The 13,661-nt window shown below is 55.5% G+C and carries 15 protein-coding genes; 3 read left to right on the forward strand and 12 right to left on the reverse strand.

The features are described 5' to 3' along the window. Positions 1-25 precede the first annotated feature (25 nt). From flgL to flgB, 11 genes are all read right to left on the reverse strand, one after another. On the reverse strand, positions 26-979 hold the full coding sequence (gene flgL / locus OGW17_RS10580; protein ID WP_058669000.1) for a flagellar hook-associated protein FlgL: 954 nt from the start codon (positions 977-979) through the stop codon (positions 26-28). A 15-nt stretch (positions 980-994) separates the two neighbouring features. Continuing rightward, the gene (gene flgK, locus OGW17_RS10585) at positions 995-2,629 is read right to left on the reverse strand and encodes a flagellar hook-associated protein FlgK (RefSeq protein WP_012132839.1); all 1,635 of its coding nucleotides are present in this window, start codon (positions 2,627-2,629) and stop codon (positions 995-997) included. 64 nt (positions 2,630-2,693) lie between these two features. Then, a complete protein-coding gene (flgJ, locus tag OGW17_RS10590) occupies positions 2,694-3,644 on the reverse strand; it encodes a flagellar assembly peptidoglycan hydrolase FlgJ (RefSeq protein ID WP_047457531.1) in 951 nt (316 codons plus the stop codon). Further along, positions 3,644-4,741, reverse strand: coding sequence for a flagellar basal body P-ring protein FlgI (locus OGW17_RS10595; RefSeq protein ID WP_012132841.1), 1,098 nt, complete (start codon positions 4,739-4,741; stop codon positions 3,644-3,646). Before OGW17_RS10595 ends, flgJ begins: the two co-directional genes overlap by 1 nt. A gap of 12 nt (positions 4,742-4,753) precedes the next feature. Further along, positions 4,754-5,452 (reverse strand): flagellar basal body L-ring protein FlgH, encoded by a 699-nt coding sequence (gene flgH, locus OGW17_RS10600; RefSeq protein WP_024130441.1) that lies wholly within the window; start codon positions 5,450-5,452, stop codon positions 4,754-4,756. A gap of 54 nt (positions 5,453-5,506) precedes the next feature. Beyond that, on the reverse strand, positions 5,507-6,289 hold the full coding sequence (gene flgG, locus OGW17_RS10605) for a flagellar basal-body rod protein FlgG (protein ID WP_012132843.1): 783 nt from the start codon (positions 6,287-6,289) through the stop codon (positions 5,507-5,509). A 13-nt stretch (positions 6,290-6,302) separates the two neighbouring features. Further along, on the reverse strand, positions 6,303-7,058 hold the full coding sequence (gene flgF, locus OGW17_RS10610; RefSeq protein WP_012132844.1) for a flagellar basal-body rod protein FlgF: 756 nt from the start codon (positions 7,056-7,058) through the stop codon (positions 6,303-6,305). Positions 7,059-7,078: 20 nt separating this feature from the next. Then, on the reverse strand, positions 7,079-8,284 hold the full coding sequence (gene flgE, locus OGW17_RS10615) for a flagellar hook protein FlgE (RefSeq protein WP_012132845.1): 1,206 nt from the start codon (positions 8,282-8,284) through the stop codon (positions 7,079-7,081). Between the two features lie 26 nt (positions 8,285-8,310). Further along, on the reverse strand, positions 8,311-9,009 hold the full coding sequence (gene flgD / locus OGW17_RS10620; RefSeq protein ID WP_012132846.1) for a flagellar hook assembly protein FlgD: 699 nt from the start codon (positions 9,007-9,009) through the stop codon (positions 8,311-8,313). Between the two features lie 11 nt (positions 9,010-9,020). Further along, the gene (gene flgC / locus OGW17_RS10625; RefSeq protein ID WP_012132847.1) at positions 9,021-9,425 is read right to left on the reverse strand and encodes a flagellar basal body rod protein FlgC; all 405 of its coding nucleotides are present in this window, start codon (positions 9,423-9,425) and stop codon (positions 9,021-9,023) included. Positions 9,426-9,428: 3 nt separating this feature from the next. Beyond that, on the reverse strand, positions 9,429-9,845 hold the full coding sequence (gene flgB / locus OGW17_RS10630; protein WP_012132848.1) for a flagellar basal body rod protein FlgB: 417 nt from the start codon (positions 9,843-9,845) through the stop codon (positions 9,429-9,431). Between the two features lie 157 nt (positions 9,846-10,002). On the opposite strand from flgB, the gene flgA reads away from it, so the two are divergent. The 3 genes from flgA (at position 10,003) to flgN (ending at position 11,475) form a co-directional block, all read left to right on the forward strand. Continuing rightward, entirely contained in the window at positions 10,003-10,662 is a 660-nt protein-coding gene (gene flgA / locus OGW17_RS10635) for a flagellar basal body P-ring formation chaperone FlgA (protein ID WP_058668999.1), read from the forward strand. 92 nt (positions 10,663-10,754) lie between these two features. Continuing rightward, complete coding sequence (flgM, locus tag OGW17_RS10640) at positions 10,755-11,048, forward strand: flagellar biosynthesis anti-sigma factor FlgM (protein WP_049010762.1); 294 nt, start codon at positions 10,755-10,757, stop codon at positions 11,046-11,048. Between the two features lie 4 nt (positions 11,049-11,052). Then, on the forward strand, positions 11,053-11,475 hold the full coding sequence (gene flgN / locus OGW17_RS10645) for a flagella biosynthesis chaperone FlgN (RefSeq protein ID WP_012132851.1): 423 nt from the start codon (positions 11,053-11,055) through the stop codon (positions 11,473-11,475). Positions 11,476-11,935: 460 nt separating this feature from the next. Here the strand turns inward: flgN and murJ are convergent, their stop codons facing one another. Further along, positions 11,936-13,471: a murein biosynthesis integral membrane protein MurJ gene (murJ, locus tag OGW17_RS10650; protein WP_024130442.1), complete on the reverse strand. Its 1,536-nt coding sequence runs from the start codon at positions 13,469-13,471 to the stop codon at positions 11,936-11,938. Between the last annotated feature and the right edge of the window lie 190 nt (positions 13,472-13,661).

A 13,661-nucleotide genomic window follows, 5' to 3' on the forward strand; every position in this document is an offset into this window, starting at 1 on the left:
TTCATGATATGTTTCAAAACATGTGCTATCTGTTCAACTGAAACAGAGACATTCCTTGCATATCGCTAAACGCTTTATAGGACGCCTGTAACGCAGCCTGTTGCATTACATACGACGAGATAGCCGCGTTCCAGTCCACATCGACCAGATTACTCATCTGCTGTGCCTGACCCAGCGCGCGCTCGCTTCCCAATGAATCCAGGGAATCCAGCTCACTCAATTGCGTTCCCAGTTCCGCACGAACGGTCAGGACGTTATTAAGGGAGTTTTTCAGGCCACGGTTTGTTTTATCAATCGCCGCAGCAGCTTCCGCCTTCTTCACATCATCGTCAGCAACCGGCGTTTTCAGCGCTGCAATGGCTGTATCCAGCATCGCAAACAGGCTGGTTTCTGAAGCGCTGTTGTCGGGTTCCGGTACGGCATTACTGGTAATACGATTAAAAATCTGATCGCCCGTATGACCAATCACCATCGTACGCGAAGCATCAACCTGCTGGGTGATGTTTTCAGTGCCACCGCTATAGTCGCCATTTGCCTGATCAAACGGCGCTTTTTCAGTTTTATAGCCTGCGAAAATGTAACGACCGTTGCCGTCGGTACTGTTGGCCAGGTTCATTAACTGATCGCGAATCCCCTGTAGATCGCTCGCCAGCGAGGCGCGGTCATCATCGCTTAAGGTGCCGTTAGCGGCGTAAACGATTTTTTCCTGCGCAGTTTGAATTGCAGCTGTCACCTGACTTAGCACGTTTTCTTCCAGCGACACTTTCTGAGTTGCAAAGGTACGTGCCAGCGCATACTGACTGTTCTGAGCCTGGGCCTGAGCGAGTACGATAGCCTGAGAAGCGGCAATAGGATCGTCGGACGGATTAATCACGCGCTTACCGGTGGACATCTGCTCACCGTACTTCATCCATTCAGCCTGGGAATTGGTGATACCACGCATATTCTGCTGGTACATCATCTGGGTACTGATACGCATTTATCCTCCTCTCCCTTAGCGAATGCCCAACAGCGCATCAAACAGCGTATTCGCGGTTTGCAGCACCTGGGCGTTCGCCAGGTAATACTGTTGGTAGCGTTGCAGGTTGCCGTATTCTTCATCAAGGTTAACGCCGGAAATCGATTGCTGCTGGTTGTACAACTGCGTCACGACATTGCCCTGCGCCGTGCTGCTGGTTTTCAACGTGGCGGTTTTGTTCCCCACATCACTGACCATCGTCGCATAAGCATCATTAAAGGACTTATTGCCTACCGTTTTCTGGGTTTGTAAATCCAGCAGCGCCTGACCGTTACGGTTATCGCTCCCACCCGCATCGGGATCGGAAGCCATCGCAATTTTGGATTCATCGGTCACCAGCACGTTCATGTTCACAATGGCATCGCTGACCGGTTTCAGGGTAAAGCTGTCATTCGCATTTGCCCCTGCCCCGACCGTCACTTCCAGCCCGTCAAACGTCAGTTTCCCGTTGGTTTCAACCGCCTTAAAGCTGGTGTTGTCTGACAAGCGCGTGACCTGCCAGTCCTGACCATCAAATACCAGCTTATAATTGGTAGCCTGTACCGCGGAACTGTCGGTGACTTCCGCAGACAAGGTTCCGCTACCCGTATTTTTCGCATTACTCAATACGGACGGTTTACCGATGGAAAAGAAGTCCTCGCCCTGATCGCCATTGGCATCATATCCCTGTTTATGCTGGGCATTAAACGCTTCGGCAAAGGCCAGCGCCAGCTGGTTGAGGGTATTGCGAGTCTGATCCAGATCCTGAGAGCGGAACGTCAGCAACCCGCCAAGCGAGCCGCTATTGAGCAATTTTTCCGGGATTTCAATGTTTCCGGCAGTCGCATCAACATAGGCGACCGTGGTGCGTGACGGATCGGCGCTGGACGGCACCGCGGCCAGTTGACGGGCGCTGCTGCCCTGCACGAGGGTATAGCCATTCGCCATCGTCAGGTTATAGGTGCCGCCGTCCTGGACGCTAACTTCCACACCGACAATCTGGTTCAGCTCACTCACCAGTTGGTCGCGTTGGTCGAGAAGATCGTTCGGTGAAGCGCCCGCGCCCACCCCGGTCAGACGGGAAATCTGATCGTTCAGGCTGGCGATTTGCTTCGCGTAATTGTTGATCTGTTCAACGCTGGAGCCAATGGCGATATTGACCTGCTTATCCTGATCGCGCAGGTACTGATCGGTCGTTTTAAACTGGTTTACCAGGCCGTCGGCTTTACCGATAAGCGCCTGACGCGCTGCCGGGTCTTCCGCGTTGCTGACCAGCGTTTGCAGGCTGGTGAAGAAACCTTGCAGAGAGGTCGAAATCGAGCTGGTGGTACTGGAGAGCAGGTTATCAATTTTCGACATTTGCTCATACCGCACGGTCAAACCACTGCTCTGATTCTGCGCCGCGCGTAACTGATTGGTAATAAAAGAATCATACTCACGCTGTACGCCAGAAACGTAGACGCCATTACCGACCCAACCGCCCGCTCCCAGCGTACTGTTGGCCTGCGCCATAATCGTCGTCTGTCGGGTATACCCGGCAACGTTATAGCTGGAGATGTTATTACTGGCAGTATTTAACGCAGCCTGGGCTGCGCTAAGTCCGCTCATGGCGTTGTTAATTAAGCTGGACATGGAGGTTCCTTGTAATCCTTCAATACTGGTTATTATCGGCAGCGGGTTCCTGGACTTGAGCTATTTAAAAGAGATTGTCGAGATTCGCGCTGTACGTTTTGCTCACCTTGTCGCTCATGGATTTCAGCTGTTGAATCATGCTGGTTAATTTACGCGCATAGTCAGGATCGGTCGCATAACCGGCATTTTGTAACGCCTGTGCGCCCTGTTCAGCGGTAGACGCGGCGGTCACCGCGGCATAGCGCGGGTTACGGGTCAGCAGCCCCACATAATCCGATAGCGCCTCCAGATAGGAGCTGTAAACACGGAATTTCGCTTTTACCTTCTTCGCTTCGCCGTTCTCATATTCGGTGGTGGTGATCTCTGTTACCGGCCCCTTCCAGTTGGACGAGGCCTTAATGCCAAACAGGTTAAAGCTCGGCTCACCATTTTCACGGCGGATCTGTCGCTGACCCCATCCCGACTCCAGCGCCGCCTGCGCCAGAATCAGATGATGCGGCACGCCGCTTTGTTCACTCGCCAGGCGTGCCGGAAGCGAAAGCTGGGCCAGGAAGTCTTTGCTGTCGCCGGACAGCGGCTCATCATTATTTTCCGGCGCTTTTGGCATCGCCTTACGCACCAGTTGCGTCAGCGCCTGATTTTGATAGCTGGTCACCGTTTCCAGAGGGAACTTCATTGGTACCTGCGGCGCTTCTTCCGCAGGCTGCGTCTGCCCCTCGGTCATCTGCCTGACCATCATCTCCGCCAGTCCCAACCCTTTACCGGCGGTCATCTGCTGCGCAATCTGCTGGTCATACATGCTGGTGTACAGTCGCGTTTGATCGCTGCTGAATATGCCGTCTTTCGGCAGCGCTTCCCGCATACTTTTCAGCATCATCTGCACAAACATCCCTTCAACCTGACGAGCGACCGGGCGGATATTCGCCGCCGGATCTTGCCCCGCTTTGGCTTTCAGCTCATTGAGCGATTGCGCATCCCAGGCCGCGCTGGCCAACAGTTTGCTGTCACCAATCATCAGATAATTTCCAGTTTGGCGCGCAGACAACCCGCGCTCTGCATGGATTGCAGGATGGACATCAGATCCATCGGCGTGGCGCCCAGCGCATTCAGCGCGCGGACGACGTTGTTCAGGTTGGCGCTGGAACGGACGCTTTGCAGCGAACCGCCGCTCTGACGTAAATCAATCTGCGTTTGTGGCGTGACGACCGTCTGCCCCCCGCCAAACGGCGTGTCCGGCTGGCTGACGTTCGCCTGGCGATTCACCGTTACGGACAAATTGCCTTGCGCGACGGCGCAGCTGTCCAGCGTCACTTCACGGTTCATCACCACGGAACCGGTACGGGAGTTAATCACCACCTTCGCGTCCTGTGGTGTGACGTTCACCTCCAGATTCTGGATATCCGCCAGGAAACGGACCTGCGAGCTGTTGCCGCTGGGTACGCGAACCTGAATCGTGCGCGCATCCAGCGCGGTCGCACTGCCATAGCCACGGGCGCGGTTGATGGTGTCAGTGATCTGCTGCGCCATTGCGAAGTCTTCGTTGTTCAGTTGCAGATTGAGGGTATTTCCGCCGCCAAACTGGCTGGGCAGTTCGCGTTCAATAATTGCGCCATTGGTGATACGCCCGCCATTGAGCTGGTTAACCTGCACGCTGCTGCCGCCCGCAGACGCCCCTGCGCCGCCGACTAAAATATTTCCCTGCGCCAGGGCATACACCTGGCTATCGACCCCTTTCAGCGGCGTCATCAGCAATGTACCGCCGCGCAGACTTTTCGCGTTCCCCATTGAGGACACCACCACGTCGATCGTTTGCCCCTGGCGACCGAATGCCGGAAATTGTGCAGTGACCATTACCGCCGCAACGTTTTTCAACTGCATATTGGTGCCCGTCGGGACGGTGATCCCCAACTGAGACAGCATGTTATTCAGCGTCTGGGTGGTAAAGGGCGTCTGGGTCGTCTGGTCGCCCGTCCCGTCCAGGCCGACCACCAGCCCGTAACCAATCAGCGAGTTTTCCCGCACCCCCTGCACGCTGGTCAGATCCCGAATACGATCGGCATGCGCCAGGGTGGTTGCCAGTATCAGTACAATTCCAACAAGAGATTTAAACACTGGAGACCTCGCTTACATCGGCGACAAGTTAAGGAAGAAACGTTGCAGCCAACCCATATTTTGCGCCTCGTTGATATAGCCGTTGCCGACATATTCAATGCGCGCATCCGCAACCTGTGTTGACGGAACGGAGTTGCTGCCGCTGATGGTGCGTGGGTTCACGACCCCGGAGAAGCGGATGAACTCAGTGCCCTGATTAATGGCGATCTGTTTTTCACCCACGACGTGTAAATTGCCATTTGCCAGTACCTGATCGACGGTTACGGTCAGCGTGCCGCTAAAGGTATTGCTGGCGTTCGCGCCGCCTTTACCGTTGAAGGAGTTCCCGCCAGAGGCTTCCATATCTGCACGCGCGTTGCCGAACAATCCCTGCAAATAACGAGGAACCGTATCAAAGCCGAAGTTGGTTTTACCGTCACGGCTGGCATTGGCGGAGGAGCTCTTACTGGCGCTGACGTTTTCCTGCAATACAATCGTCAGCGTATCGCCGATATTGCGTGGACGTCGGTCTTCAAACAGCGGCTGATAGCCATAGTTGATCGGCTGCGCAGACTGAAAAATGGAACCATTCGCCACCGGAGTCGGGCCCGGTATGGGCTGTGCAGTGGTCGCGCCCTGCACGAGCGGTGTGGAAGGTATCCAGGCACATCCTGTCAGTGAAACCACCAGCAGGGCCATAATCGGGTAATGGTGCGCAGCGTATTTTTGCATTGCCTTCATCTTCAAAATCAGTGTGCCGGTGAGGTTTCCCTCACCGGACGACACTTAGAGTTGCGTCAGTTTTTGCAGCATCTGATCGGTAGTCGATACCGCTTTGCTGTTAATTTCGTAAGCGCGCTGAACCTGGATCATATTCACCAGTTCTTCCGCCACGTTTACGTTAGAGGTTTCGACATAGCCCTGATACAGCAGACCCGCACCGTTAAGCCCTGGCGTACTCTCATTCGGCGCACCCGAGGATTGCGTTTCGGTGTACAGGTTTTCACCAATGCTTTCCAGCCCCGTATCGTTCATGAACGTGGTCAGGTTAAGCTGCCCCACCTGTACCGGCGCGGCCTGCCCCTGCTGAGTTACGCTTACCACGCCATCGCGACCCACGGTGATGCTCAGCGAGTTCGCCGGAATGGTGATCGCTGGCTGTACCTGGAAGCCGCCCGCCGTGACCAGTTGACCGTTCTGATCCACCTGGAAAGAACCGTCACGGGTATAAGCAGAAGTGCCATCCGGCAACATCACCTGGAAGAAGCCCTGCCCTTTGATGGCGACATCTTTACTGTTGTTGGTCTGAGACAGGTTGCCCTGACTATGCAGACGCTCGGTGGCGACCGGGCGAACGCCCGTACCGATTTGCAGACCAGAAGGTAAGGTCGTCTGTTCTGACGACTGCGCGCCAGGCTGACGAATCGTCTGGTACAGCAGGTCTTCAAACACCGCGCGTTGACGCTTAAAACCATTGGTGCTGACGTTTGCCAGGTTGTTGGCAATCACATCCATGTTGGTTTGCTGCGCGTCCAGGCCGGTTTTGGCGATCCATAATGAACTGATCATAAAATGTCCTGTATTAACTCATCGACAGCAGTTGGTTAGCGCGCCCGGCATTGTCATCCACGCTGCTGATAACCTTCATCTGCATTTCAAAACGGCGGGCGTTAGCGATCATATCGCTCATGGCGGACACCGCATTCACGTTACTGCCCTCCAGTACGCCAGACATCACGCGAATGGACGGGTCAGCCTGCAACACCGGGCCACGCGCAGCCTGTGTCGCCGCGCTTAAACGGAACATACCGTCATCGCCGCGTTGCACTTCGCTGCCAAGCGCTTTCACCAGCTTCAGACGTCCTACCGGTGCGACGGTATTGGCCGGATCGCCAGGGTTAAGCGCAGAGATAGTCCCGTCTGCCGCGATAGTGATTTCTGAACCTTCAGGAACGGCAATCGGCCCGGCTTCACCGATAACCGGATGCCCCTGAATTGTCAGTTGCCCGGTCGGGTCCACCTGAATGCTGCCGTTACGGGTGTATCCCTCGTTACCATCAGCGGTCTGAACAACCAGCCAGCCATCCTGTTGCAGCGCCACATCCAGCGGGCGCGAGGTGTAATCCATCTGCCCGGGCGTCATATCGGCTCCCGGCGTGGACGCGGCCACCAGCGTACGCGTCGGTAAAGAGAGACCTTCCACCGGCACCGCGCGCAACGCATTAAGTTGCGCACGAAAACCCGGCGTGGAGGCGTTCGCCAGGTTGCTGGCCGTCACCGCTTGTTGATTAAGCGTCTGACTGGCCGCGCCCATGGCGGTATATATTGCGTGATCCATTAAGCCATCCCGTCAGGCGCTTAGCGCAGGTTAACCAGGGTGTTGAGGATCTGATCCTGGGTTTTGATGGTCTGCGCGTTTGACTGATAGTTACGCTGCGCGACGATCATATTCACCAGCTCTTTACTCAAATCCACGTTTGAGGATTCCAGCGCGCCGTTGGTCAACTTACCGAAGTTACCCGTACCCGCCGTACCAAGCAGCGCAACGCCTGAAGCCTGCGTCGCCGCCCAGACGTTATCGCCCTGAGAAGCCAGACCTTCATTGTTGGCGAAGTTAGCCAGCACGATCTGCCCCAGAACCTGCGTTTGTTCGTTGGAATAGTTACCCACTACGGTGCCGTCATCATTGATCTGATAGCTCACCAGATCGCCCGGCTTATAGCCGTTCTGGTTGGTCGCGACGATATTGTTCGCACCGGTGTTCTGCTGCATGGAGTTCAGGAAGCTCAGGGAGAAAGAGGCTGGGTCCGCACCATTAATTGCGCCAGTGACGATATTGGCGGAACCGCCAGAAACCAGCATCCCGTTTTCATTGAATTCCATCGTGGTAGACAACGTCGGCGTCGCGGTTGGATCGCTGCTGTCCATGGTGTGAACTTCCCAGGTGTTGTCCTGCGTCTTAACAAAGAACACATTCACATCATGGGCGTTACCCTGACTGTCAAAAACGGTAACGGTACCCTTTTTGTTGTAGGAATCCGCATCGCTCGGATCAAACGGCGTTTTCGACGGCAGTTCATCGCTGGAGTTAAGGTTGATCTGCATAGACGCCGTGGTGGTTGCCTTCGCGGCCATCAGGGTGTTCGGGATGGTGATCGGGCCTGGGTTCGCCCCCTGCTGGATCGTCGGCGGCGTTCCGGTTGCCGGATAGCCGGTCAGTTGCAGCCCCTGCATGTTAACCAGATTGCGGTTCTCATCCAGTTTGAACTGGCCGTTACGGCTGTAGAAAACGGAGCCGTTGCTGTCAACCAGACGGAAGAAACCGTTCTGGCTAATCGCAACATCCAGACCACGCCCGGTGTTGGTGGTAGTGCCGTCGGTAAAGTCCTGGGTAATCCCGGCGACTTTAACGCCCAGGCCCACTTTGGAGCCCGCGAACATATCAGCAAAAGACGCCGTACCGGATTTAAACCCGTAGGTGGCGGAGTTGGCGATGTTATTACCAATAACATCGAGGTTGGTCGCTGCTGCGTTCAGACCGCTGACCGCTTGAGAAAAGGCCATGACTTACTCCTGATAAGTGTAAAGGCTTAAATGATCTGCCGTACTTCGTCGAGTGTGGTGGTTCCGTAGGTCCCTAAATCCAGGGTATTACCGCTACTGTTGCGGATAACCCCCTGAACCAGCGCAAACTGAAGCGGTTGCGCCACAAGCTGCGTACTGCCGTTGCTGGCGGCGATCGCGACGTTATAGGAACCGTTTGGCGCGCTTGTGCCATCCTCCAACGTACCGTCCCAGGTAAAGGTATGAACGCCAGCCTTCAGCTCGCCGATATTGATCGTGCGCACCACCTTGCCGTCTTTGTCGGTAATGGTGGCGGTGACTTTATCCGCTGCCTGCTGCAACTCCACGCCAAACGGCGTCGTGGTGATGGTCGCGCCCTCTTCGGTGCCCGTACCGGCCAGAATGGTGGTGCCGGGGATCATGACGCCATGACCAATCAGGGTGCTGGCCTGTAGCGACTGGCTGTTGTCAATCTGCCCGGAAATCGCGCCCAGCGTGGTGTTCAGTTTTTCAATTCCGCTAACGGTGCTGATCTGCGCCAGTTGCGTGGTCAGCTCGTTATTTTGCAGTGGGTTGGTCGGGTCCTGATTTTTCAACTGCGCGACCAGCAATGTCAGGAAGCTGCTTTGCAAATCACTCGCGCTGCTTCCCGTCAGCGAACTGCCACTGCTGGTGGATGCGACTCCCGAGTTGGTCGAGTCATTCATATTTACGGCAATAGACATACGCGCCTCCTTTACTGGCCTAATGTCAGCGTTTTAAGCATCATGCTTTTCACGGTATTAAGAACTTCGACGTTTGCCTGATAGCTGCGCGAGGCTGACATGGTGTTGACCATTTCACCGACCACGTCCACATTAGGCATTTTTACGTACCCATTGGCGTCCGCCAGCGGGTTGCCAGGCTCATACACCAGTTTATCCGGCGCCTGACTTTCAATGACGTCCGCCACTTTTACCCCACCGGTTGCCGCCCCTGGCGCCGCGTCTACCTGAAAGACCACCTGTTTAGCGCGATACGGTTGACCGTCCGGCCCGGTGACGCTATCGGCGTTCGCCAGGTTACTGGCCGCCACGTTAAGACGTTTGGACTGCGCGGTGAGCGCCGACCCGGCAATATCAAAAATGTTTAACAGCGCCACGAATTAGTTTCCTCCCTGTAGCACATTCATCATGCCTTTGATTTGTCCACCCAACACGGTGAGGCCCGTCTGGTATTTCAGACTGTTATCCGCAAACTGCGTACGCTCGCGGTCCATATCGACGGTATTGCCATCAAGGGACGGCTGGTCAGGAATACGGTAGAGCAGATCCACCGAAGGAGACGCGACGGTCTGGGCCGGAATGTGTTGTGCAGAGGTGAGCTTCAACGCGATTCCGCCGGTTTCTTCCCGGCCACGCACCATGACTTTTTTGAGTTCGCTGGCGAAATCCATATCACGCGCCTGATACCCAGGGGTGTCGGCGTTAGCGATATTGGCGGCCAACACCTCCTGGCGTTGAGCGCGCAGATTCAGCGCTTCCTGTTGAAAACGTAAGGCGGCATCGAGCTTATCGAGCATATCTCCTCCGCAAATGACAAAATTCAGCCGACAGCTTAAATCTCATCACGCGCGCGTTATCGCCGGAATAAACGCAAAATGCGTCGCTATTTGTTGCGTTGATGCTTGTGGTACGCAGGTAGAATCCTGTCATTGCTTAAACTGGCGGGAAGTGACGATGCAAACGTTAAAACGTGGAATAGCGCTGCTGGCGCTGCTGTTCAGCCCCCTGACGATGGCTCAGGATCTGAATGCCCAGTTAACGGACTGGTTTTCTCAGCGTCTGGCAGGGTTCAGCGATGACGTCGTCGTCACGATCCGCACGTCGCCCAATCTGTTGCCGAATTGCGAACAGCCCGCGCTGAGCGTAACCGGAAGTGCGAAGTTATGGGGGCATGTGAACGTACTGGCGCGCTGCGCGAACGAAAAGCGCTACCTACAGGTAAATGTACAGGCAACGGGGAATTACGTTGTTGCCGCGGCCCCCGTCGCCCGTGGCGGTACGCTTGGCCCGGCTAACATCACACTAAAACGCGGACGGCTGGATCAGCTTCCCCCGCGAACCGTCCTGGACATCAACCAGATTCAGGACGCCGTCAGCTTGCGCGACCTCGTTCCCGGGCAGCCAATACAGCTCAGTATGTTGCGCCAGGCATGGCGGATAAAAGCTGGTCAGCGCGTTCTGGTGGTGGCGAGCGGCGACGGATTTAGCGTCAATGCGGAAGGCCAGGCATTGAACAATGCCGCCGTCGCGCAAAACGCGCGCGTACGCATGTTGTCAGGCCAGGTCGTGAGTGGAACCGTCGATCCTGATGGGAATATTCTTATTAATCTATAATGAGTTAAAGATTTTGTAGTGGCTGCCGATAAATAATCAACCAATGATGATAGCTGGCTGCTACAGCGTAACCCCTCGATGAGGATAAATAAATGAGCATTGACCGTACCTCACCTTTGAAGCCCGTTAGCACTGTCCAACCGCGCGAAACCAGCGATGCGCCGGTACAAAAAGCGCGTCAGGAAAAAGCGTCAACCACGACCAGTACCAGTGTGAAGTTAAGCGATGCTCAGGCGAAACTGATGCAACCCGGCACCAGCGACATCAATATGGAGCGCGTGGAAACCCTGAAAACGGCGATTCGTAACGGTGAGTTGAAGATGGACACCGGTAAAATTGCAGACTCGCTGATCCGCGAGGCGCAGAGCTACTTACAGAGTAAATAAGCGTATGACTCGTCTGTCAGAAATTCTGGATCATATGACGGCTGTCCTCAATGACCTGAAAAAGGTGATGGATGCCGAGCAGCAGCAGCTCTCCGTAGGTCACATTAACGGTAGCCAGTTACAGCGTATTACAGAAGAAAAAAGCTCTTTACTGGCGACGCTGGATTATCTGGAGCAGCAGCGCCGTCTTGAACAAGATGCGCAGCGTAACGTTAATGATGATGTCGCCAGACGCTGGCAGGCAATTACGGAAAAAACGCAGCATTTACGCGATCTCAACCAACATAATGGTTGGCTGCTGGAAGGGCAGATTGAACGGAATCATCAGGCGCTCGACATGCTGAAACCGCATCAGGAACCGACGCTGTATGGCGCGAACGGTCAAACCGCCTCTCCCCACCGTGGCGGGAAAAAAATCTCTATCTGATTGCCGGATGGCGGCTACGCCTTATCCGGCCTACACGATTACAGAACAACTTGTAGGCCCGGTAAGCGACAGCGCCACCGGGCAATTGGCCGTAATCCGGCCGACACAATCACAGAACAACTCTGTAGGCCCGGTAAGCGGCAGCGCCACCGGGCGATTGGCCGTAATCCAGCCGACACAATCACAGAACAACCCTGTAGGCCCGGTAAGCGGCAGCACCACCGGGCAATTGCCGTAATCCGGCCGACACAATCACAGAACAACTCTGTAGGCCCGGTAAGCGACAGCGCCACCGGGCGATTGACCGTAATCCGGCCGACACAATCACAGAACAACCCTGTAGGCCCGGTAAGCGACAGCGCCACCGGGCGATTGGCCGTAATCCGGCCGACACAATCACAGAACAACTCGTAGGCCCGGTAAGCGGCAGCGCCACCGGGCGATTGGCCGGATAGAGGCTCTATGCCGTCCGGCGAGTAAATTCCTTCACTTTAAAGCCCAACACCGCCAGCGCGGCGAAATAGGCGGCAATCCCCACAACCACAACCGCCATCAGCCGGGCCAGACGCCACAGCATCGTCCCTTCTGACCACTCAGGCATAATATGCAACATGCCAACCAGCGCGGCGGACATCACCAGCACGGAAATCACCAGGCGGGTCAGGAACCACGTCCAGCCCGGCTGCGGAGTAAAGATTTTCTGTTTGCGCAGTTGCCAGTACAGCAGCGACGCATTCAGACACGCCGCCAGACCAATAGACAGCGACAGACCGGCATGCTTCAACGGCCCGATAAACGCCAGGTTCATCAACTGAGTCATGATCAGCGTCACAATGGCGATTCTGACCGGCGTTTTGATATCCTGGCGCGAGTAAAATCCCGGAGCCAAAACTTTCACCACGATTAAGCCGATCAGACCAACGGAATAGGCCACCAGCGCGCGCTGGGTCATCGACGCATCAAAGGCGGTGAATTTGCCGTACTGGAACAGCGATACCGTCAGCGGTTTGGCCAGAATGCCCAGCGCGACGGCGCTCGGCAACGCCAGCAGAAAACACAGACGCAGCCCCCAGTCCATCAGACGGCAATACTCATCATGATTGCCGCTGGCAAAACTTTTAGACAGCGAAGGCAGCAAAATGGTGCCCAGCGCCACGCCCAGAACCCCTGACGGAAACTCCATCAGTCGGTCAGCATAATACATCCAGGAGACCGAACCGGAAGCCAGAAACGAGGCGAAAATGGTGTTGATGATCAGAGATATCTGGCTTACCGAAACGCCGAGGATCGCCGGGCCCATTTGCTTCACAACGCGCATCGCGCCTGCGTCACGAAAATTGATGCGCGGCAATACCAGCATCCCAATTTTCTTCAGATGAGGAAGCTGGTAAACCAGTTGCAGCACGCCGCCCACCGTCACCGCCCAGGCCAGCGCCAGTACGGGAGGATTAAAATACGGCGCGGCAAACAGCGCAAAGCCGATCATACTGATGTTCAGAAATGTGGGCGCAAACGCAGGAATCGAGAAACGGTTCCAGGTGTTGAGGATCGCGCCCGCCAGCGAGGCCAGCGAAATCAGCAGAATATACGGAAAGGTAATTTGCAGCAGTTTGGTGGTCAGGGCGAATTTATCGGCGGTATCGGCAAAACCCGGCGCGGTTACCATGATCACCCACGGCGCGGCGAGCATACCGGCCACCGTCACCACGGCTAACGCCAAGGTCAGCAGGCCGGAGACATAGGCGACAAAAACCCGGGTCGCCTCTTCGCCCTGCTTGCTCTTGTATTCTGCAAGGATCGGCACAAACGCCTGGGAAAATGCCCCTTCGGCAAAAATGCGCCGCAACAGATTCGGTAACTTGAATGCCACGAAAAAGGCGTCGGTCGCCATCCCTGCGCCAAAAATTCTGGCGACAATCGCGTCACGCGCAAAACCAAGCACGCGCGAAAACATGGTCATCGAGCTGACGGCAGCCAGCGATTTTAATAAATTCATCAGTGTTGTATTCCAGACCCTGGAGCAAAACCCTTGCATGGCCGACCGCAGGCCGGATAAAGGCGTTTACGCCGCCATCCGGCAATATCGTTGTGCCTGATAACCACGTAAAAACGTCTTATCAGGCCGACAGAACGATCCACGGTTTGCCATCATTCTCTGTCAGAAAGAGGTGTTATTTTGAGTTGGC

Source organism: Citrobacter sp. CK181 (genome assembly GCF_030333595.1).
GTDB lineage: Bacteria > Pseudomonadota > Gammaproteobacteria > Enterobacterales > Enterobacteriaceae > Citrobacter_B > Citrobacter_B koseri.